Here is a 21,001-nt window from a genome sequence, read left to right on the forward strand (position 1 = left end):
AATCGTGTTTAACGGGGATAGCCACCGTTACAAAGAATCAATTATACAAGGTTAATTCTATGCGTTGGCAAGTGGTACATTTTTAAATGCCGTTTAATACATTTTTTGCTTGCCAAATACAATTTTGGTAATAGATAAACCTTTGTTGTTTCTTAAGTGTTTGATACAATTAATATCAGACATTGCTAGCATCCTTTCTTTTCCTCCACTCTAAATTGATTCGACATCAATTACAGTAGAGGGACTTGGGGTGACTGGCAAGTCTTTTTTTATTTTCCCTGCCTATAAAAATAGTGCAGGACTCTGCATTTTCCTCTTGCAAAGCTCTGCACTTCTATTTTGCAATAAACAATTAATTCGAATAATTTCAAATTTAAACCAGATAATTAAAAAAACTCAAATTTTTTATATAATATTTTCACTATCATCTGGAACTCCATTACTTCTCATGAAGATTCAAATAACCTGATTCTTTGAAAAAGCAACTACTCTTACTGAACAATAGCACCCTTTTGTATTATAAGGTTAACCAGATAAGAAAATATTTCTGGTTGACCTTATTTTATAGGGCCTTATTAACATTGCTATCACTTCAACTTCTTTTGATATTGAATTTATTCTTTCAATTTTTGAATAAGAGTTGTATTCTTTAAATCTATTGGCAACATTTTTACTTAGCTTCGGAGCATACTTTCTTATTGTTCTAAGTGTAAAGCCACTTTCTATTGAAAACTGGGCCAAGCTTATGGGAGTTTCTTTATCAAGACAAAAGTTTAATAGTGTTTCAATTTCTTTTTGTTTTTGATGTCTTAATTGCTTTTTATATAAACCAAAATTACTTTTGATTTCCTTACACAGTAAAGGGAAATGAGCATTAGCAGTAGAAGTAGAAAAACCTGCATCTTCAGCGATCCTATTTAGACTTTTTGGTTTCTCTAAACTCATAGCTTCCCTTAAATGTCTTTCTATTTCGTTGATTGGAAAATCGCTTCTCTTAGGTACAAAATTTAATTTAGCTAAATACATTTGTTCCCTCCGATGAACTATCTACTCTTTAACAATATTAGACAAATTCCATAAAATTCCTTCTACAAAAAATTTAAGATTTTTACAATTTATACATTATTAGACGTAAACATTTTTGCTTTCTTCAGAAAAAAAGCTCGAAATATTTTTCTAAGTATATTAATAAAAATTTCATCGATTTAGAATCTTCTCTAAATCTTGTTGTGCGTTGATTTAAAAAATTGAAGCAACGGGTTAACAGGAAAGATATTTAGGAGGGAATTATAGAGGAAAATAATTTTAGAAAAGATTTCCTAACAATTGTAAATTTAGTAATTCTACTGAGATAGCAACTTTTAAAAGTATAATAGAGCAATTGTTAAATGAAGAAATAAAAAATTTGAATAAATTTCCACCTACGGATTGTTCTTCTAAGCTTTGCATAGATTTTATATTAAAAAACATCATTCTATTCTACAAAATTATAAAACTTGTTCTAATGGTTCACCAGAATGTGCGTGTAAATAATAATATAGTTTCCCTATTTTCCACATTAAAAATATAGAATTCTCCCATAATATGCCATCGAAAGGTGAGTGTTCTTTAAATATTCAAGCATAAATTTTCCTAAAATAAAATAAAGCATAAGCTTTCCAAACGGAAAACTTATGCTTTAAGTCACATACAAAATAAAAAACCACCAAATATGTATTTGGTGGAGACGGTGGGAGTCGAACCCACGTCCAAAGATATCGGCACTTAAGCATCTACGAGTGTAGTCGATATATTCGTGTTTCGCTGAGCCATCTGCCTATCGACTGGCGCCCGGTCAGCTAGTCTGGTTATTCTCTTCCTTCTCCCTCAGACGGTGGGATCCGGCGTAGCCCACTAAAGTTGAGTCCGCTACCCTACCACATGGGCGATGGAGGGGCGAACCGCTATGCGCTAATTAAGCAGCAAAAGCGAAGTTGTTTTGTTGTTTGCCAGTTATTGGCTTTGACGTTGGTACGCGGCCGATCCCCGCGACTCGCAACCTAAGCTCGAACTACCCCTGTCGAATCCGTAGCGTCCCCATGTTAGAGAAGCGGAAGGCTCCCTTTCTCGGCACATGCACCGACATGAAGGCTTGTTGTTAAACCTTCGGAAGGATTGTTCCTGAGCCTGCGCTAAACATTAAATGTCTGCTTATGGTCTTTCACACAAACAAGACGATGGAATGAAACGGAATGCTCGAAATAGATGAGCTATCAGTTTGCGTCACTCTTGGTGACAGTTATTATTATATCACAAACATGCTCTAAATCAATTGTAAGGTTCTGTAAAAAATGTTTTGACTAACCTTACATCTTTTGTCTTTCGCGGAACGCACGCTCAATATCACGTTTGGCTTCCTTCTTCTTTAAGTCCTCACGTTTATCAAACTTTTTCTTACCCTTAGCAAGACCAATTAATACTTTCGCATAACCATTTTTTAAATAAAGTTTAACGGGAACAATCGAATACCCAGCTTCCTTCGTTTCCCCGATTAGCTTATTAATTTCCTTTTTATGAAGAAGTAGCTTTCGCGTGCGAAGCGGATCGTGATTATAACGATTGCCTTGCTCATATGGGCTGATATGCATTCCCATTAAAAACATTTCTCCGTTTTTAATTTGAGCGTAGGAGTCTTTCAGATTGACTCTCCCTGCTCGAATCGACTTAATTTCTGTGCCCTGCAAAACAATTCCTGCTTCAAACGTTTCTTCGATAAAATAGTCGTGATACGCTTTTTTATTTTGGGCAATAACCTTACCGGCGCCTTTAGGCATATGATTTCCCCCTAACATACTGCTCTTTATTTTAACAAAAAAGCGGCGCAGTCTCAAATGCGAGGCGGAAAAATGGGGTTCGTCGATTTACTCATTTTTTCGCCGATAAAACACGGTTTTCGCCGATAAAACACGGTTTTCGCCGATATATTGCAAAAATCGCCGATAAATCTCATTTTTCGCCGATATAATAAAAAAATCGCCGATATCCACAAAATCAACCGGAAAAGGAGCCAATTAATTGGCTCCTTCCCCTTACTTTTTCTTTTTCCGCTTGGCTTTTGGCGCATTTTCGTAATGCTTTTTCTTCTTTCTTTGTCCATCTGGTTTTCCAGAGCCCTTGCGTGGTTTCTTTTCAGAGCTTCCTGTTTTGAAAACCTTGCGAGCGCCTTCTTCTGGACGTCTTGGTCGAGTTCCTTTCATACCGACTATTTCAAAATCGATCGAACGCTCATCCTTGTCCACTTTGACAACACGAACGGTAATTTCATCACCAATGCGGTATACGTTGCCGGTTCTTTCTCCAATCATCGCATAATGACGCTCATCATAACGATAATAATCATCGGTCATATAGCTAACATGGACAAGTCCCTCAATCGTGTTCGGGAGCTCGACAAACATGCCAAAATTGGTGACGGAGCTGATAATTCCGTCATATTCTTGTCCAATTTTATCTTCCATGTACTCCGCTTTTTTCAGCTCGTCTGTTTCCCGCTCCGCATCCACTGCTCGGCGTTCCATTTTCGAAGTATGCTCAGCGATTTCTGGCAGCTGTGCATCCCACTTTTCGCGGGTTGCCTGATCCATTTTTCCTTCGATTAAATAGGTACGAATCAAACGGTGGACAATCGTATCAGGATAGCGGCGAATCGGCGATGTGAAGTGCGTATAGAATTCAGTCGACAAGCCATAATGACCTAAGCTCTCCGGATCATATTTTGCCTTTTGCATTGAACGTAGCATCACGGTAGAGACAACCATTTCCTCCGGTTTCCCTTGCACCTCTTCAATGATTTCCTGCAATGCGCGAGGATGAACCGAATTAGCCGTTCCCTTGACAATGTAGCCAAAATTCGTAATAAACTCAAAGAATCTTCTCAGCTTATCCTCTTTCGGGTCCTCATGAACGCGATAAATAAATGGAACATCGAGCCAGTGGAAATGCTCGGCCACCGTTTCGTTTGCACAAAGCATGAATTCTTCAATGAGGCGTTCAGCAACGGAACGTTCACGCAGAACGACATCTGTTGGCTTCCCATCCTCATCGACAAGAACCTTTGCTTCTTTAAAATCGAAGTCGATCGCTCCACGATGCATCCTTTTATCGCGTAAAATTTGTGCCAACTCCTCCATAAGTTCAAACATTGGCACTAACGGCTTGTAGCGTTCGATCAGTTCTTCATCTTTGTCTGTTAAAATTTTGTTCACATCACTATACGTCATCCGTTCCGTCGTCTTAATGACACTTTGAAAAATCTCATGATTCACGACTTGACCATCAGGCGATATTTCCATTTCACATGATAGTGTCAACCGATCCACTTTTGGGTTGAGAGAACAAATTCCATTTGATAGACGGTGCGGAATCATCGGAATGACGCGGTCTACTAAATAGACACTTGTCCCACGATCAGCTGCCTCCCTATCAATCGGGGAACCCTCTTCCACATAATAGCTAACATCGGCAATATGAACGCCAAGCTTGAAGTTTCCGTTATCCAACTTTGTCACAGTTACGGCATCATCTAAATCCTTTGCATCTGCACCATCAATTGTGACGATCATTTCGTCTCGCAAGTCGCGACGATTTTTTATCTCTTCTTCATCGATAGAGTCAGGAGTTTCATTTGCTTGCTCGATGACATCATCTGGAAATGGCCCGGGAAGCCCGTGCTTATGGATGACAGAAAGAATATCGACTCCTGGATCATTTTTATGACCAAGAATTTCAATTACTTCTCCTTCCGCACTTTTTCTTCCTTCGGGATACGTCGTTATTTTGACGACCACTTTATGGCCTTCTACTGCTCCCTTCGAAGCAGCCTTCGGAATGAAGACATCACTGGCAAATTTTTGATCATCGGGGATGACAAAGCCAAAATGCTTGCTCTCGGTATATGTACCAACAATTTGTTTAATCCCACGCTCAATGATTCGCACGATCGTTCCTTCACGTCTTTGACCGGAGGTTTCTGTTGATACTCTTGCCAAAACAGTATCACCGTGAACAGCGTTATTCGTCTCATTCGGTGGAATAAAAATATCATCCAGTCCTGGTTCATCAGGAATAACAAAGGCAAATCCCTTCGCATGGCCTGTCAGCTTTCCACGGATCAAGTTCATCTTTCCAGGAAGACCGTAGCGATTGCTGCGCGTCCGTACGACCAGACCCTTTTCTTCCATAATCACAAGGGCTTTGACAAATTCTTTAAACTCAGTAGAATCGGCAATTCCAAACGCAGATTCCAACTCCTGAACGGTCAGTGGCTTATACGCTTCATCCTCCATATAATGAAGAAGCTTGTCTATATGCTGCTTTATCGGATCATCCATTATATCCCTCCTCTTATCATTATTCTTCCCAATCTAGTGATTCTAGAAACCTGAACACATCCTCATGAAGCTGATCCTTCTCTTTATCAAAGGTAATAACATGACCAGATTCTTCATACCACTTGATTTCTTTTTCTGGCGATTCTATTTCGTTATAGATAATATTAGCACTTTCCGTGTTGATCATTTTGTCATGGCGTGCTTGGACAACAAAAGTTGGTGCGTAGATCATATCGATGTTCTTTCTGACTTCAGCAATCAATTCTTGCAGCGCCTTTAACGTCTTCATTGGCGTCTTTTGGAATTGTTCCATCTCTTCCTCGATTTGTTGCGCTGATTTTCCTTCCCGCTCTTTATACTCGCGGGCGTATTCTAGAACTCCTTTGTACATGACTTCTTCACTCTTAAGAAACATCGGTGCACACATCGGTACAATTCCTTTAATATGCTCAGTGTAACCCAATTTCAAAGAAAATACGCCACCTAGTGAAAGCCCCACAACGGCCATTTCATTGTAGCCTTTATTTTTTAAAAAATGATATCCTTCCATGACGTCCTGCCACCAATCATCTGGTCCAGTATGGACAAGTTCTTCTGGCGGAACACCATGCCCCTTATATTGCGGTCCATAACAAGTATAACCTTTTTTTTCAAGGAAACGAGCCATCATACGGCAATCAGCACTATTTCCGGTAAAACCATGTAAAAATAAAACTGCTCTTTTTCCTCTTTCAAATAGAAAGGGCTTTGGTTGAGAAATTTTCATATGTGTATACTCCTTTATCACAAACATTCCTCTCTTAGTTTAAACAATCGAAGTCGGTTCAATCCACTGAAAGGACTCAGGTTTAGCATGGTGACTCGTTCTTATTAGCGCAAAGCAAGATTCGTTTTTTGGGTGAATCTATGCCATGATGAAATAAATTTGAAAAAAAAATGAACGCAAGAGAAGAATCCATCGTCTTATAGATGTGCAGACAGAAAGGAGGCATCTACGTGGAGCAAGATGATGATATATCCCTCATACACAAAGCAAAGCTGGGAAACGACGAGGCATTCGCCCTTCTTTTTCATCGGCATTATTCTTTTTTATTTAAATACTTACTAAAGCTTACCTTAAACGAAGAAGCAAGCAAAGAACTGGCTCAAGAAACGATGATTAAATGTTATACCAATCTTTCTTCCTTTAAAGGGAAAGCAAAATTTTCAACATGGTTGATTTCGATTGCATCCCGTCTCTACATTGATGCTATCCGCAAGCAAGAAAGAGAACGGAAAAAGATAGACCGTATCGAACGAAGCCTCTCACGTCAGTTAAGCTGGGTCGCCAATTCTAGAGCTGTTGAGTGGAGTGACACATTTACAGATTTCAACCAACTCGATGCGGATGTGAGAACACCTATCTTACTTCACCATTACTATGGCTATACCTATGAAGAGATTGGCAGGATGCTTGGCATTCGTACAGGCACCGTCAAATCAAGGGTCCACATTGGAATACAACGTTTACGAAAGGAGTGGGAACGATGAATGAAAAAGAACGCTTCACACAGTTAAAAGAAGACTGGGAGCAGCTCGATAAACTTAGCAACCATTCGACTCCGTCCACTCATGAGCTTAAAGAACAGCTGATCATCGCCAAAATGGAACAAAGGAGAGCATTCCGCAAAGAACTAAGTCTCTTTATTTTGACTGCACTGTTTATTTTGAGCATCTTCACGGTGGCTGTACTTAAAGCACCTGTCATTTTTATTCTGACACAAATTGTTGCACTCATTGGAGCCCCCATACTTTTCTTCTTTTTAAAAAAGACCCTTCGGAAGGAAGAATTTTATCATGAATGAACAAACATTATTCATCTTGTTATTACTCTTACCTTTCGTTTTAGCACAAAGCATTCTGCTCTTTATTGACGCCAAAAAAAGAAGAAGCTATCCATGGTTTTGGGGAATATGGGGGCTCATCCAAATCCCGATGCCAACCGTGTTCTATTTCTTATTCGTCATCCTTCCTAACAAAAGAAAACAAAATAGGAGTGATTAAAATGGGAGAAATCAACTGGGCTATTGTGACGCCCTTGCTAATTTTACAAGCGATCCTTGCAATTGCAGCTTTAGTGAACTGTCTCAAACAGGAGGAAACGACCGGGCCGAAATGGATGTGGTGTATGATCATTGTCTCCATTAGCATCTTTGGACCGATACTCTATTTCATTATAGGACCAAAAAAAGAATAGAATAGGAGCCAAAATCATGCTAGTTAATATTCAGAACTTAACGAAAACATATAAACAACATCAGGCAGTTAAAGGAATCTCTTTTCAAATCGAAAGAGGGACATGTGTAGCACTACTCGGTCCAAATGGAGCCGGTAAAACAACGACCTTGCAAATGCTAGCGGGATTACTAGCTCCCACTTCTGGGAAAATCCAATTTGCTAAAGCTGCATCTACCGATTTCAGACAGCGAATTGGCTTTCTTCCTCAGCATCCTACTTTTTTTCCATGGATGACCGCCAAAGAATTTTTACAATTTGCCGGAAAGCTATCACAGCTCTCGAAAACAATGCTTGAAGACAAAATTACGGAGACGCTAGAATTCGTCAGTTTAAAAGATGTCCGAAACAAAAGGATCGGTGGTTTCTCAGGTGGGATGAAGCAAAGGCTTGGACTTGCTCAGGCACTCTTGCATGAGCCAGATCTTTTAATTTTGGATGAACCTGTATCCGCTCTAGATCCCAATGGCAGACGAGACGTTCTTGAAATCTTAAGCAAATTAAAGCGCGAAATGACCATTCTTTTTTCAACCCATGTTCTTCATGACGCCGAGCAAGTTTGCGACTCGGTCATAATCTTGAAAGAAGGAAGCATTATGTGGAACGGAAGCTTGGACTCGCTTAAAAATAGTCAGGCCTCCTCGGCCGTTCAAATTAAAACAGCAGAAAGCTTGGAAAATGTATTCGAGGATCTTGTCATGGTTGAGTATATTGACGCAAGCACTGTAACCCTTTTTCCAGACCCTTTTGACACCAATCTACTCTTGCAAAGACTTATGGAAAAAAAGCGCACCCTTGTACATTTTGAACGTTTACAGGATTCTCTAGAGGATGCTTATATGAAGGTGATGAACCAATGAGAACATTTATAACACTACTACAGAAAGAATTAATGGAAAATTTCCGAAACGGAAAATGGATTTGGCTTCCGATTGCCTTTATGATAATCGGCATCTCACAGCCAATCACGACCTATTATATGCCACAAATTTTGGAAAGCGCGGGAAATTTACCTGAAGGAACCGTGATCGAAATTCCTACTCCTCCAGGCTCAGAAGTTTTAGCAGCTACGTTAAGTCAATTCGGAACGGTCGGCTCATTGCTCTTCGTTCTTGCAGCTATGGGTGTGATCGCAAATGAACGCCAAAGCAGAGCGTTAACACTCGTTATGGTTCGCCCAGTTTCTGCCTTTCAATATATAGCTAGCAAATGGACAGGTCAAATATTGATTGCTCTTATTGCGTTTGTATTAAGCTACGGGCTTACCTTTTATTACACAAACCTGTTATTTGAGCCAGTCAGATGGGAATTCCTCTTCTCTAGCTTTCTCATCTATAGTCTTTGGATCATTTTTCTCATCTCTGTAACGATTTTAACCGGTACGCTGCTCAAGTCTGCAAGCGGAATCGCAGCAGTTAGTGTTTTGACCGTAGGCGGGCTTTCCGTTATAAGCAACCTTTTCAGCAAATTTACCGCCTGGAGTCCAACCAATCTCAGGGCACATGCTGCCGCCATCCTAATGAACGGAAAGCTGTTAGAGAATAGCTTAACCGTCATTTTAACAACAAGTGCTTTAACGATATTATGCCTACTCCTGGCAACTATGCGCTTTCGACGATTTGAGCAATACTAAACGGAACATCGCATATATGTCGTGCTAATCGTAAATATTTTTTTGCTATCCGCTGAGGTTAAGCCACCAAGCAAAGCGTCGAGCTTTAACCCCAACGTTGAACCCCACGAAAAAACCTGACCAACTTGTTGATGGTCAGGTTTTAAATATTTCTAAACTCCTAAATAAGCGACAACAAATGTTAAAATGAAAAATAACACAGATAAAATGATGGTAGCGCGGTGGAGAATTAAATCAAGTCCACGTGCCTTTTGCTTTCCAAAAAGCTGCTCCGCTCCACCAGAGATGGCACCTGAAAGGCCTGCACTTTTTCCTGATTGTAAAAGTACGACAGCAATTAAAGCAATTGATACAATAACTAATAATGTAATAAATAGAGTATGCATGAAGTCCACCTCCTGAAACGAACATTTCACAGTATCTTATATTTTATCATACTTTAAATTTTTGAACAATAGAGGAGTTTAAATCCAGTTGGCGAATACTTTAATAAAAAGGAGTGTTGCTATTGCAGATTAAAAAATTGATGATCCCCGCTAAAGTTGTTGCTCTTGAATGCTTGCTCCGACGGCTACACGAATCCCACCCAAAATATTCCGAAATTGAAGCGGACTATGCCCGTTTCTTAAAAGGGTATCGAGGAGAAAAAGCTGTCGCCTACTACCTTAATTTTTTACCAGATAAAAAGTTTTATCTCTTTCATTCTCTCCGTCTCCCTAGTGGAAAGTCCCATTTTCAAATGGATCACCTTCTCCTCACAACGCGCTTCGCCCTCATCCTCGAATGTAAAAACTTCTTCGGAACGCTTTTCTTCGATGACTCCTTCAATCAAATGATCCGCATCGCAAACGAAAAAGAAGAAGGCTTTCAAGATCCCATCTCTCAAGCAAAATGGCATCAGCAGCAATTAAAAAGTTTTTTTCACTCCCGTAACATTTCTCTACCTACCGATTACTTTGTCGTCATTAGTAATCCCTCCACGATCGTGAAAACAAATCCACAGAACCGCCAAGCTCTGAAAAAAGTCATTCATGGGCATAGTTTATTGGATAAAATAGCTGAAGCAGATCGCATGTTCCAAACTGAATTATTTGATCCAAAAGAGGTACGAAATTTAGGCAAACGGCTGTTAAAAAGTCATGTGGAAGAGGAATTTGATGCACTGGAGAAGTACAGGCTGAGGAAGAGTGAAATTTTAACTGGAGTCCGGTGTCCACAATGCGAACGGATACCTATGATAAGGAAAAACAGGACATGGTTTTGCAGCGAGTGTAGAACAAAAGACAAAAATGCGCATGTCTCTGCTGTAGAGGATTATTTTCATTTGTTCGGTGCGTCCATAACCAATAAACAATTTCGAGATTTTGTGCATTTGGAGTCCGAGGATACTGCAAAAAGACTATTAAAATCTTTGAACCTACCAACAAAAGGAGCTAATAAAGGTAGAAAGTATCTCAAACCTTGAAACTAAAGACTGCGTAAATAGATATATCGGCGATTATTTAAATATATCGGCGAAAATCAGAATATATCGGCGAAAAATAGGTTTTATCGGCGAAAAAATCAATATATCGGCGAAACGTCTAAATAGCACAAAAACCCACCAAAAAGGCGGTCCCTCCAAAGGGACCGCCTCATCAAATTTTACTTCTTCAAGTTATAAAAGCTCTTCAACCCATCATAGATAGCTAAATCGCCAAGCTCGTCTTCGATGCGTAGTAATTGGTTGTACTTCGCGATACGGTCTGTACGAGACATGGAACCTGTTTTGATTTGACCAGCGTTTGTCGCAACGGCGATGTCAGCGATTGTTGCGTCTTCTGTTTCACCAGAACGGTGTGAGACAACTGCTGTGTAACCAGCGCGCTTTGCCATTTCGATGGCATCAAAGGTTTCAGTAAGGGTACCGATTTGGTTAACCTTGATAAGGATTGAGTTACCTACGCCTTGTTCAATTCCTTGAGCAAGCTTCTTCGTATTCGTTACGAATAAGTCATCTCCAACTAATTGAACCTTGCCGCCGATGCGCTCAGTTAATAGTTTGTGACCTTCCCAGTCGTTTTCATCTAAACCGTCTTCGATTGAGATGATTGGGAATTCATTTACTAGCTCTTCATAGAAAGAAACCATTTCAGCTGAAGTTAAGCCTGTGCGGCCTTCACCAGCTAGGTCATACTTCTTCGTTTCTTTGTTGAAGAATTCAGAAGAAGCAACGTCCATACCAAGGTAGATATCTTTTCCTGGCTCATAGCCAGCAGCTTTGATTGCTTCGATGATAACTTCAAGTGCTTCACGGTTAGAACCAAGGTTTGGCGCGAATCCACCTTCGTCACCAACAGCAGTATTTAAACCTTTGCCAGATAAAACTTTTTTCAATGCGTGGAATACTTCAGCACCCATACGGATTGCTTCTTTGAAAGTTGGCGCACCAACAGGTAAAATCATGAACTCTTGGAAATCAACGTTGTTATCAGCATGAGAACCACCGTTGATGATGTTCATCATTGGAGTTGGTAATTGCTTCGCATTGAAGCCGCCAAGGTAGCGGTATAATGGAAGACCTACGAAATCTGCTGCTGCATGAGCACAAGCCATAGATACGCCAAGAATTGCGTTTGCTCCTAGCTTTCCTTTGTTTTCAGTACCATCCAATTCGATCATTAAACGGTCAATGCCCACTTGGTCTGTTACATCTAAACCAATTAATTCCTCAGCAATAATGTTGTTCACATTATCCACTGCTTTTTGAACTCCCTTGCCAAGGTAACGTGACTTGTCACCGTCACGAAGCTCAACGGCTTCGTATTCACCAGTTGAAGCACCAGATGGTACTAAAGCGCGACCAAACGCACCAGATTCAGTTAATACTTCTACTTCTACAGTTGGATTACCACGGCTATCTAGCACTTCACGTGCATATACATGTTGGATATAAGGCATGTTCATCTCTCCTAAAAAAGTTATTTTTTAATTAAGCTCGTACCAGTCATTTCGGCAGGTTTTTGCAAATTCAATAAATCAAGCATCGTTGGAGCTAAGTCTCCAAGAATACCATCGTTACGAAGCTCTAACCCTTCCTTCGTCACAATAACCGGAACGGGGTTAGTCGTGTGGGCAGTCATCGGATTGCCTTCCATCGTAATGACTTCATCGGCATTTCCGTGGTCAGCCGTAATAATCGCGGCGCCGCCCTTTTGTAAAATTAAATCCATGATGCGACCAAGACACTCATCAACTGTTTCCACAGCTTTAATCGTTGGCTCAAGCATTCCAGAATGCCCTACCATGTCAGGGTTCGCAAAGTTTAATATAATCGCATCAACACTGTCAGCTTCAATTTCAGCCAATAAAGCATCTGTTACTTCATACGCGCTCATTTCTGGCTTCAAATCATATGTAGCAACCTTTGGTGAATCGATTAAGATGCGCTTTTCACCAGGAAATTCCGCTTCACGCCCTCCACTCATAAAGAACGTTACATGGGGATATTTCTCTGTTTCGGCAATACGAAGCTGCTTCAGCCCGTTTTGCGATAACACTTCACCAAGAGTATTATCTAAGTTTGTTGGTTTAAATGCAACATAACCATCTACTGTTTCACTAAAATGAGTCAAACAAACAAAATGAAGGTTATGCGGATGCTTCGGTCCACGATCAAAAGAACGGAAATCCTTATTCGTGAACGTATTGGAAATTTGAATCGCACGGTCAGGACGGAAATTATAGAAAATCACAGCGTCATTATCCTCAATCGTTGCGACCGGCTCGCCATTATCCTTTGTGATCACAGAAGGAAGAACGAATTCGTCGTAGATTCCCTTTTCATAAGAATCCTCGATTAATTGTAATGGGTCCGTATAGCTTGGACCTTCACCATACACCATGGCTCGGTATGATTTTTCAACCCGCTCCCAGCGCTTATCGCGGTCCATAGAGTAGTAACGACCAGAAATCGTTGCGAACTCACCGACTCCATACTCTTTCATTTTTTCGAGAGCTTCCTTAATGTATGTAGGTGCCGTTTGTGGTCCAACATCACGACCATCTAAAAAGCCGTGAACATACACCTTTTCCACTCCCTTATCTGCCGCTAGCTTTAGCAAAGCATACATATGCTGAATATGGCTGTGCACTCCGCCATCAGAAAGCAACCCGAAAAGGTGAAGACTTGTGCCATTTTTTTTCACATGGTTAATCGCATCATTAAAGGTTTCATTTTCGCCGAATTCTCCGTTGCGAATGGCCAAATTTACGCGAGTTAAGCTTTGGTAGACGATTCGTCCAGCCCCTATGTTTAAGTGCCCTACTTCCGAGTTCCCCATTTGCCCATCAGGCAAACCAACAGCCTCACCAGAAGCCGTTAAATGAGAATGGGGGAATTGCTTCCAAAGCCGATCAAAATTGGGCTTGTTTGCTTGAGCAACGGCATTCCCTTTTACCTCATCACGACAAGCAAACCCGTCCAAAATAATTAATGCTACAGGTGCTTTACTCATATTGGCCTGCCTCCAATAATTGAAGGAATGAGCTTGCTTCTAAGCTTGCTCCCCCAACGAGGGCCCCATCAATATCAGGCTGTGCCATATACTCTTTAATATTAGCAGGCTTTACGCTACCGCCGTATTGAATGCGGACAGCATTCGCCACATCTTGAGAAAATTGTTCAGCGACAACGGTGCGGATATGCGCACATACTTCGTTGGCATCCTCTGCAGTCGAAGATTTACCTGTTCCAATTGCCCAAATTGGCTCATAGGCGATAACCGTTTGCTTCACTTGCTCTTCCGTTAACCCAACTAACGCTTGTTTCACCTGATTTCCAACAAGCTCATTTGTTTGCCCATTTTCACGCTCTTCTAATGTTTCACCACAGCAAACAATTGGTGTTAACTGATGCTTGAACGCAGCTAATGTTTTCTTGTTTACAGCATCATCGGTTTCATTGAACATTTCACGACGTTCTGAATGTCCAAGAATGACATATTTTACGCCTAGATCAGCTAAGGCCACAGGACTGATTTCGCCTGTATAAGCACCGCTTTCTTCAAAGTGCATGTTTTGAGCACCAATTTCCACATCATATTCCTTCGAAAGTTCAACTAAACTATCTAAAAATAACGCAGGTGCACAAATAACAGAGTCCACTTTTTCTTTTGCTGGCACTAAGCCTTTTACTTCCTCCAAAAAGCTTTTCGCTTCAGAGAGCGTTTTATGCATTTTCCAGTTTCCTGCAATAATTGGTTTACGCAAAAGAATTCATCCTTTCAACTTATTGGCTATTTTCATAAACACTCAGTAGCCGATTTTAACACTAAAGATTGATTTGAAGCTCTCGAATCGACTCTCCAGATCGAACTAATTTTCTTTAAATAGCAACAAGAGAAGAGCCCTCTTATTTATCATTAAGAGCAACAACACCCGGCAGCTCTTTCCCTTCCATAAATTCTAAGGAAGCGCCACCGCCTGTAGAAATATGGCTCATGCGATCCGCAAGATGGAATTTTTCAACTGCAGCTGCAGAGTCGCCTCCACCAATTACAGAATATGTATCGTTTGCTTCAGCTAAGCTTTCTGCTACCGCTCTTGTACCACCAGCGAATTTATTCAATTCAAATACACCCATCGGTCCGTTCCAAATGACAAGCTTTGAGTCTTCAATCACTTTTGCATAATGTTCACTTGTCTTTGGTCCGATATCAAGTGCTTCCCAGTCTGCAGGAATTTCTTCAATTGGAACAACCTTTGTATTAGCATCCTCAGAAAAGTCATCTGCTACGATCACATCAACTGGCATTAAAAATTTAACGCCCTTATCTTCAGCCTTTTTCATGAACTCTTTCGCTAGCTCAATCTTATCCGCTTCTAAAAGAGATTTCCCAACCTCATGGCCTTGAGCCTTTACAAATGTGTAAGCAAGCCCTCCGCCAATAATTAAGTTATCCACTTTTTCTAAAAGATTATCAATGACACCGATTTTGTCTTTAACCTTCGCTCCGCCAATAATCGCTGTAAAAGGTCTTTCAGGATTAGACAACGCTTTACCAAGTACGTCTAATTCTTTTTCCATTAGGAGGCCTGAAACCGCTGGCAAATGGTGTGCGATTCCTTCGGTAGAAGCATGAGCACGGTGAGCAGCACCAAATGCGTCATTGACGTACACATCTGCTAGCTCAGCAAAGCTTTTCGCTAATTCCGGATCATTTTTTTCTTCACCAGGATAGAAGCGAACATTTTCAAGAAGAAGAACATCGCCCTCGTTCAACTTTGCTACTTCAGCTTGAACTGCTTCACCATAAGCTTCGTCCGTTTTCTTTACTTCTTTGCCAAGCAATTCAGACAAACGCTTCGCTACTGGAGTTAAGCGCAGCTCTTCGACGACTTGACCTTTTGGACGACCTAAATGACTCGCTAACAGGACCTTCGCACCTGCATTAACCAAGTACTGAATCGTCGGAAGCGCCGCTTTAATGCGAGTTTCATCGGTAATTTGCCCATCTTTCATCGGCACGTTAAAATCCACTCGGCAAAAAACGCGTTTCCCTTTTAAATCAATATCCTTGACACTCTTCTTGTTCATTTTGAGACCTCCTTGTTATCGGGGATTACATAGAAAAAGGAGAGGGGGAATCTTCCCCGCTCCCCGCTTTTTCGTTATTCGGCCTATTAACACTTTATAGCCATGCACAAATGGTGGAAAATTTATGCACCCTTTCCCTTACCATTATAGACTACAAATGTGAATATCCAATTCATTTTGACAAGAACTTTATGAAAAAATGGTTAAATTATAGACCTTTTTGTGCAAGATAATCTACTAGGTCTACAACACGGTGAGAGTAACCAGACTCATTGTCATACCAAGAGATCACTTTTACCATGCTGCCTTCCATTACCATTGTAGAAAGAGCGTCGATTGTTGAAGAATTAGGGTTACCGTTGTAGTCACCAGATACTAGTGGCTCTTCGCTGTAACCAAGAATTCCTTTTAATTCGCCTTCAGCAGCTTCTTTAAGCTTAGCATTTACTTCTTCAACCGTTACGTCTTTATCAAGCTCAGCAACTAAATCTACTAAAGAAACGTTTGGAGTTGGAACACGCATTGCTCCACCGTTTAATTTACCTTTTAATTCAGGTAATACTAAAGATACAGCTTTTGCAGCACCAGTTGTTGTAGGAATGATGTTTTCAGCAGCTGCACGTGCACGACGGTAATCTTTATGCGGTAAATCAAGAATTTGTTGGTCGTTTGTGTATGAGTGAACAGTTGTCATCATACCACGCTTAATGCCGAAGTTATCGTTAAGAACTTTAGCGAATGGAGCTAAACAGTTTGTCGTACAAGATGCGTTAGAGATCACATGATGGTTTGCTGCATCGTACTTATCATGGTTAACACCCATAACGATTGTAATATCTTCATCAGATGCTGGAGCAGAGATAACTACTTTCTTTGCACCTGCTTCTAAATGTTTCGCAGCGTCTACACGCTTTGTGAAACGACCAGTAGATTCAACAACGACTTCAACACCTAGGTCGCCCCAGCCAAGTTGAGCCGGATCGCGTTCAGCAAGAACTTTAATCTTGTGGCCGCCTACTACTAAAGAATCTCCGTCAACAGAAACTTCTTCGTTAAGAATTCCGTGTACGGAATCATATTTTAAAAGGTGCGCAAGCATGTTTGCATCAGTTAAGTCATTAACTGCTACAATCTCAACATTAGGATTTTTTAAAGCTGCACGTAATACGTTACGACCTATTCTACCAAAACCATTAATACCAACTTTTACTGCCATTATTTTTTCCTCCTCAAATTTATAAATTAGGCTAAAATTTTAGCCTGATTAAGTAAAATTCACATTGTGAAATTTACATATTCAATAATTCCTTTGCTGCGCCCTCATCCGTTATTAAAATCGTATTTGGCCGCACTTGCTTCATATAGGAGCGAATCGCTTTTGCCTTCGAAGCTCCTCCAGCTACCGCAATGACATGTTCAACATTTGCTAAATCGTCCAGCTGCATTCCAATTGTATGGACTTTATGAACGATTTCCCCCGCTTCATTAAAGTAATAACCGAATGCCTCACTAACTGCTTTACGTTCAATCAGCTTCGCCAGATCCTCAGGACTTGTCTTTCGACGTTCCGCCATTGTAATAGCATCTCCAATCCCGTGCAAAACAATGTTAGCTGATTTAATTAAGGTTAGTACGTCATGAATAAGCGGTTCTTTCACAATCGTTTGATACATTTCACTGCTTACCTGATCAGGAACATAGAGAACACGGTGTTTGGCCTGTGTTCTTTCAGCCATCTTCGCACAAATGGTGTTAGCTTGATTTTGTACATCTTCGCCAATCCCACCTCTTGCAGGGACAAAAACCATTTCCTTGCTTAATTCAGGAGTCAACATTTCTGCAACAGCAGCCATGGTCGTACCCCCAGTAACAGCAATAATATTTTCTCCTGCAAGTATGCCTTTCATACAAATGGCACATGCCCTGCCCAATTCACTTTTGACCCAAGGGGAATCATCGCTATTTCCTGATACAATGATGACTTTTCCCACACCAAGGCTTTTCTTCACTTGAATCTCCAATGAATTCAGACCTTTAAGCTCTCTCATCGTATTCGTGAGTCCCTCTAATACCTTTTTTCCTTCAGTAGTTAAGCTCATCCCCACGTTAGCGATACGAATAAGATTCTGCTCTTTCAGCAGCGAAACCTCAGCCCGGAGAATTCTTTCCGTTATCCCTAAGCTTACGGATAAACTCCTTCTCCCAACCGGCTCCATCAAACTTATGTACTGCAAGATGTCGAATCTTCTTTGCATAACAGGAAGTAAATCAGGTAATAATCTTTTTTGAATGTCAATCAATGAATATTTCATGATTTGCTCCTTTTTTTCGAGTGGTCTTTTTTTGTCCCCTATGGACATATAATGTCCCGCTTGAGTCAAAAAAAATCACCCTTGCCACGCTTTCATTTTAGCAGAGGTGATCTGAGATTTCAACTTAAATAGCTTGAATTATTTTCCCTTAATACCTGTTCAACAAAAAGTTCATCAATTTGCCCAAACTGGACCTCTTCTCCATTAATTTCTACTACTGGTATCATCATTCCGTACTTTTCAGTTAACTCATCGCTTTTGTCAATATCGGCTTCAATATATTGAAAATCATATCTCTCTTTCAATTTTAAAAGAATCGCCTTCGCTTTTTCACAAAGGTGACAGCCATTTCTTGTGTATAGTTTTACAATTGTTTTCACCTTAATCCCCTTATTTTCATAATTTTCATATTTCATAGCGCTTTCTTTTTGAAGAAGAAGGAATGCCCAATTGATCGCGATATTTTGCAATCGTTCTCCTAGAGACGACTATTCCATGCTTACTGCTGAGCTCTTTGACAATTTCTTGATCGGACAATGGCTTTTGCTTATTTTCTTCGGCGACGAGCTTCGAGATAATGTCCTTCACTTGTTGTGACGAGGCATTTTCACTGGAAGTTGTTTGAATCGTGCTGGAAAAAAAATACTTCAATTCACATAAACCAAATGGAGTTTGCGCATACTTTTCCCTTACAGCGCGGCTGACCGTTGATTCGTGGACGCCGATCTCCTCGGCTACATCCTTCATCGTCATCGGCTTTAAATAGGCTGGTCCTTTCATAAAAAAGTCATGCTGCTTTTCTACAATTTTTATCGCTACTTTTGTGAGCGTTTCTTTTCGCTGTTCCAACGCCTTGACAATCCAAAAATAATCCTGCTGCTTTTCTTGCAAAAAGCGATTAACCTGCTTGTCTTTATAGGAAGAAAATTGTTTATAATACTCTTCATTAAAGCTTATTTTAGGTAAAACTTCATCAAAAATACTAATCGTGAACGCCTCACCCTCACGCTTAACGACCACATCCGGCGTTATATAAATCGCTTTATCATTCTGAAAAGCAAGCGCTGGTCGCGGAATCAATGTTTGAATAAAATCAAACACTTGCTGAATCTCTCCGGGTGTAACCGCTAAAAGCTTTCCGAGTTCCTTCCACTTTTTTTCAGCAAAAAGCGCAAAATGCTCCTTCACGATGGTTTCTGCCAATTCATATCTCTTTTCAAGTCTTTGCAATTGCAGCAACAAGCATTCCTTTAAATCCCTTGCCCCAATTCCAGCCGGCTCTAAACTTTGTATAATACTTAAACACGCTGCTACTTCCTCATTTGTACTGCGCAAATCTTCAGCAATTTCATCTACTGTCGCACAAAGATAGCCATTTGCATCAATGTAAAAAATCATTTCTTGAATAATAAGTCGTTTTTGTTCATCGACTTGCTTTATATTTATTTGCGACAATAAATACGTGTCCAATGATTTATTATCTGTTCCAATCTGTTCGATCCAGCTTTGCTTATCCTTCTCCACCTTCATCGTCGTTCTCTTAGAACGATCCTTCCGTGGATCCATCGTCCGAACATGTTCAGATTCAATTTTTAACAGGGGATTCTCATTCGCCTTTTCTTCCAAAAAAGAAGTCAGCTCTTGTGTGGAATATTGTAATAAGGCAATCGCCTGAGATAATTCTTGCGTCATCGTCAACTTCAAAGTTTGCTGTTGCCATAAACCAGGCTTCAAATCCATCTCATATCCCCCCTTACTGTTATTTTACCTTAAATTGTGGGGATTGGTGAATTGAAATATTATTTTGTTGAGATGAGAGGTTGAGTCAAAAAATGAAACTTATCGTATTATGAAGCTTGGCCATTTCTCCAATTGAAAATTTATTCTTCACTTAAATCTTCCTTTTGAAAAATTTATATTATCAAAATATCACTGTCTTCCACTATGTTTTTTTAATAAATGAAACTTTTTCTATTCCTAATCGATATATATTATATACGCTATAATTAGGATGTGTATATATGGATTATATCCTCTGGGTTCCAATCGCAATTTGTGTTTTCGTGGCATTGTATTTTGACCGTCCTAAAAATAAACAATAAGAACTCTATTTTTATCTCAATCTCCATTAGCTTAGAAACACAATCCTTCCGCTCCATAAATGAACTAATAATCGAGAGGTAAAATGAATGTACGAATATAAATTTGTTAAGGTTGACCTAGGTATGAGTATGTTTGAAAGCAAACCGAAAGAAGATTACCAAGATGTGATTCATAAACATGCAGTAGAAGGCTGGAGATTCATCCAAATATTTGCTCCTTCAACCAAGGGTTATGGTTCAGCTGCCTATTTTGAACTAATTTTTGAAAGACCTCTTCATTAATGTTGAAGGGGTTTTCTATTTAGGGGGATCGATTTTCATGTAGAACAAAAGAGCGAAAAATAAAATATTAATAATCATTACTCCAATTAGTAATTAAAATTCTGTAAGCTCGTTTTTTACATGGAAGATTGATTAAACAGGTGACATATAAAATTTATAAAACAAGAAGAGATAAAAGCTTTATCCACTTCATGTTTTACTCAGTTCTTTTCATGTTATCCCTCCGTAAAACAGGCCAGTTTGTTTATATTAATTTTATATCAAATAAAGCTTATTGGTGGATTTTAGTTACATATTTTTTTATCTATAGCGAAACTCCTTGCTTACCTTTGTTATAAAAACTCGGCTTATATCCTTTGAAAAGGATTTTCTTGGAATGATCTGTGCCGTACAAGGACAATTCTTTTCATACTTGACATTGCATTTATACCTATATAACTTTTTTCATTATG

At 39.9% G+C, this 21,001-nt stretch carries 21 protein-coding genes and 1 other RNA gene; 8 read left to right on the forward strand and 14 right to left on the reverse strand.

What is annotated here, in order from left to right; all coding sequences use genetic code 11:
* Nucleotides 1-525 precede the first annotated feature (525 nt).
* The 5 genes from FCJ93_RS18420 to FCJ93_RS18440 form a co-directional block, all read right to left on the reverse strand.
* Complete coding sequence (locus FCJ93_RS18420; protein WP_095310150.1) at nt 526-1,026, reverse strand: hypothetical protein; 501 nt, start codon at nt 1,024-1,026, stop codon at nt 526-528.
* A gap of 692 nt (nt 1,027-1,718) precedes the next feature.
* Nucleotides 1,719-2,078, reverse strand: a transfer-messenger RNA (tmRNA) gene (gene ssrA, locus FCJ93_RS18425).
* Nucleotides 2,079-2,345: 267 nt separating this feature from the next.
* Nucleotides 2,346-2,813 (reverse strand): SsrA-binding protein SmpB, encoded by a 468-nt coding sequence (gene smpB / locus FCJ93_RS18430; RefSeq protein ID WP_095310152.1) that lies wholly within the window; start codon nt 2,811-2,813, stop codon nt 2,346-2,348.
* A gap of 255 nt (nt 2,814-3,068) precedes the next feature.
* Complete coding sequence (gene rnr / locus FCJ93_RS18435) at nt 3,069-5,369, reverse strand: ribonuclease R (protein WP_137744338.1); 2,301 nt, start codon at nt 5,367-5,369, stop codon at nt 3,069-3,071.
* A gap of 19 nt (nt 5,370-5,388) precedes the next feature.
* The gene (locus tag FCJ93_RS18440) at nt 5,389-6,135 is read right to left on the reverse strand and encodes an alpha/beta hydrolase (RefSeq protein ID WP_137744339.1); all 747 of its coding nucleotides are present in this window, start codon (nt 6,133-6,135) and stop codon (nt 5,389-5,391) included.
* Nucleotides 6,136-6,365: 230 nt separating this feature from the next.
* Here FCJ93_RS18440 and sigY point away from each other — a divergent pair, with 230 nt between their 5' ends.
* From sigY to FCJ93_RS18470, 6 genes are read left to right on the forward strand one after another with little or no spacing between them, the layout of a single operon-like run.
* Entirely contained in the window at nt 6,366-6,899 is a 534-nt protein-coding gene (sigY, locus tag FCJ93_RS18445) for an RNA polymerase sigma factor SigY (protein ID WP_095310160.1), read from the forward strand.
* Nucleotides 6,896-7,213 carry a YxlC family protein gene (locus FCJ93_RS18450; protein WP_137744340.1) on the forward strand — a complete coding sequence of 106 codons (318 nt, stop codon included), beginning with the start codon at nt 6,896-6,898 and terminating at the stop codon, nt 7,211-7,213. The genes sigY and FCJ93_RS18450 overlap by 4 nt, the downstream gene beginning before the upstream one ends.
* The gene (locus FCJ93_RS18455; protein ID WP_137744341.1) at nt 7,206-7,412 is read left to right on the forward strand and encodes a transcriptional regulator; all 207 of its coding nucleotides are present in this window, start codon (nt 7,206-7,208) and stop codon (nt 7,410-7,412) included. The genes FCJ93_RS18450 and FCJ93_RS18455 overlap by 8 nt, the downstream gene beginning before the upstream one ends.
* A gap of 1 nt (nt 7,413) precedes the next feature.
* The gene (locus FCJ93_RS18460; RefSeq protein ID WP_137744342.1) at nt 7,414-7,605 is read left to right on the forward strand and encodes a PLD nuclease N-terminal domain-containing protein; all 192 of its coding nucleotides are present in this window, start codon (nt 7,414-7,416) and stop codon (nt 7,603-7,605) included.
* Nucleotides 7,606-7,621: 16 nt separating this feature from the next.
* Nucleotides 7,622-8,503: an ABC transporter ATP-binding protein gene (locus FCJ93_RS18465; protein ID WP_137744343.1), complete on the forward strand. Its 882-nt coding sequence runs from the start codon at nt 7,622-7,624 to the stop codon at nt 8,501-8,503.
* Entirely contained in the window at nt 8,500-9,276 is a 777-nt protein-coding gene (locus tag FCJ93_RS18470; RefSeq protein ID WP_137744344.1) for an ABC transporter permease, read from the forward strand. The genes FCJ93_RS18465 and FCJ93_RS18470 overlap by 4 nt, the downstream gene beginning before the upstream one ends.
* A gap of 152 nt (nt 9,277-9,428) precedes the next feature.
* Here FCJ93_RS18470 and secG read toward each other — a convergent pair whose 3' ends face one another.
* Nucleotides 9,429-9,662, reverse strand: a complete 234-nt coding sequence (secG, locus tag FCJ93_RS18475; RefSeq protein WP_137744345.1) for a preprotein translocase subunit SecG — start codon at nt 9,660-9,662, stop codon at nt 9,429-9,431.
* 122 nt (nt 9,663-9,784) lie between these two features.
* On the opposite strand from secG, the gene FCJ93_RS18480 reads away from it, so the two are divergent.
* Complete coding sequence (locus FCJ93_RS18480) at nt 9,785-10,741, forward strand: nuclease-related domain-containing protein (RefSeq protein ID WP_137744346.1); 957 nt, start codon at nt 9,785-9,787, stop codon at nt 10,739-10,741.
* Between the two features lie 179 nt (nt 10,742-10,920).
* Here the strand turns inward: FCJ93_RS18480 and eno are convergent, their stop codons facing one another.
* From eno to rpoN, 8 genes are all read right to left on the reverse strand, one after another.
* Nucleotides 10,921-12,216, reverse strand: coding sequence for a phosphopyruvate hydratase (gene eno, locus FCJ93_RS18485; protein ID WP_137744347.1), 1,296 nt, complete (start codon nt 12,214-12,216; stop codon nt 10,921-10,923).
* A 20-nt stretch (nt 12,217-12,236) separates the two neighbouring features.
* Nucleotides 12,237-13,772 (reverse strand): 2,3-bisphosphoglycerate-independent phosphoglycerate mutase, encoded by a 1,536-nt coding sequence (gene gpmI, locus FCJ93_RS18490; protein WP_137744348.1) that lies wholly within the window; start codon nt 13,770-13,772, stop codon nt 12,237-12,239.
* Nucleotides 13,765-14,526 (reverse strand): triose-phosphate isomerase, encoded by a 762-nt coding sequence (gene tpiA, locus FCJ93_RS18495; RefSeq protein ID WP_095310191.1) that lies wholly within the window; start codon nt 14,524-14,526, stop codon nt 13,765-13,767. The genes gpmI and tpiA overlap by 8 nt, the downstream gene beginning before the upstream one ends.
* Before the next feature lie 142 nt (nt 14,527-14,668).
* Nucleotides 14,669-15,853 (reverse strand): phosphoglycerate kinase, encoded by a 1,185-nt coding sequence (locus FCJ93_RS18500; protein ID WP_137744349.1) that lies wholly within the window; start codon nt 15,851-15,853, stop codon nt 14,669-14,671.
* A gap of 208 nt (nt 15,854-16,061) precedes the next feature.
* Nucleotides 16,062-17,069, reverse strand: a complete 1,008-nt coding sequence (gene gap / locus FCJ93_RS18505) for a type I glyceraldehyde-3-phosphate dehydrogenase (protein WP_137744350.1) — start codon at nt 17,067-17,069, stop codon at nt 16,062-16,064.
* Nucleotides 17,070-17,142: 73 nt separating this feature from the next.
* A complete protein-coding gene (locus FCJ93_RS18510) occupies nt 17,143-18,165 on the reverse strand; it encodes a sugar-binding transcriptional regulator (protein WP_137744351.1) in 1,023 nt (340 codons plus the stop codon).
* 119 nt (nt 18,166-18,284) lie between these two features.
* Nucleotides 18,285-18,545, reverse strand: a complete 261-nt coding sequence (locus FCJ93_RS18515; RefSeq protein WP_137744352.1) for a glutaredoxin family protein — start codon at nt 18,543-18,545, stop codon at nt 18,285-18,287.
* 25 nt (nt 18,546-18,570) lie between these two features.
* Nucleotides 18,571-19,905: an RNA polymerase factor sigma-54 gene (gene rpoN, locus FCJ93_RS18520; protein ID WP_137744353.1), complete on the reverse strand. Its 1,335-nt coding sequence runs from the start codon at nt 19,903-19,905 to the stop codon at nt 18,571-18,573.
* A 449-nt stretch (nt 19,906-20,354) separates the two neighbouring features.
* Between rpoN and FCJ93_RS18525 the strand changes: the two genes are divergently transcribed.
* Nucleotides 20,355-20,549 (forward strand): DUF4177 domain-containing protein, encoded by a 195-nt coding sequence (locus FCJ93_RS18525; protein ID WP_137744354.1) that lies wholly within the window; start codon nt 20,355-20,357, stop codon nt 20,547-20,549.
* Nucleotides 20,550-21,001: the final 452 nt, after the last annotated feature.

It is taken from the genome of Robertmurraya siralis, from assembly GCF_005502275.1.
GTDB lineage: Bacteria > Bacillota > Bacilli > Bacillales > Cytobacillaceae > Robertmurraya > Robertmurraya siralis.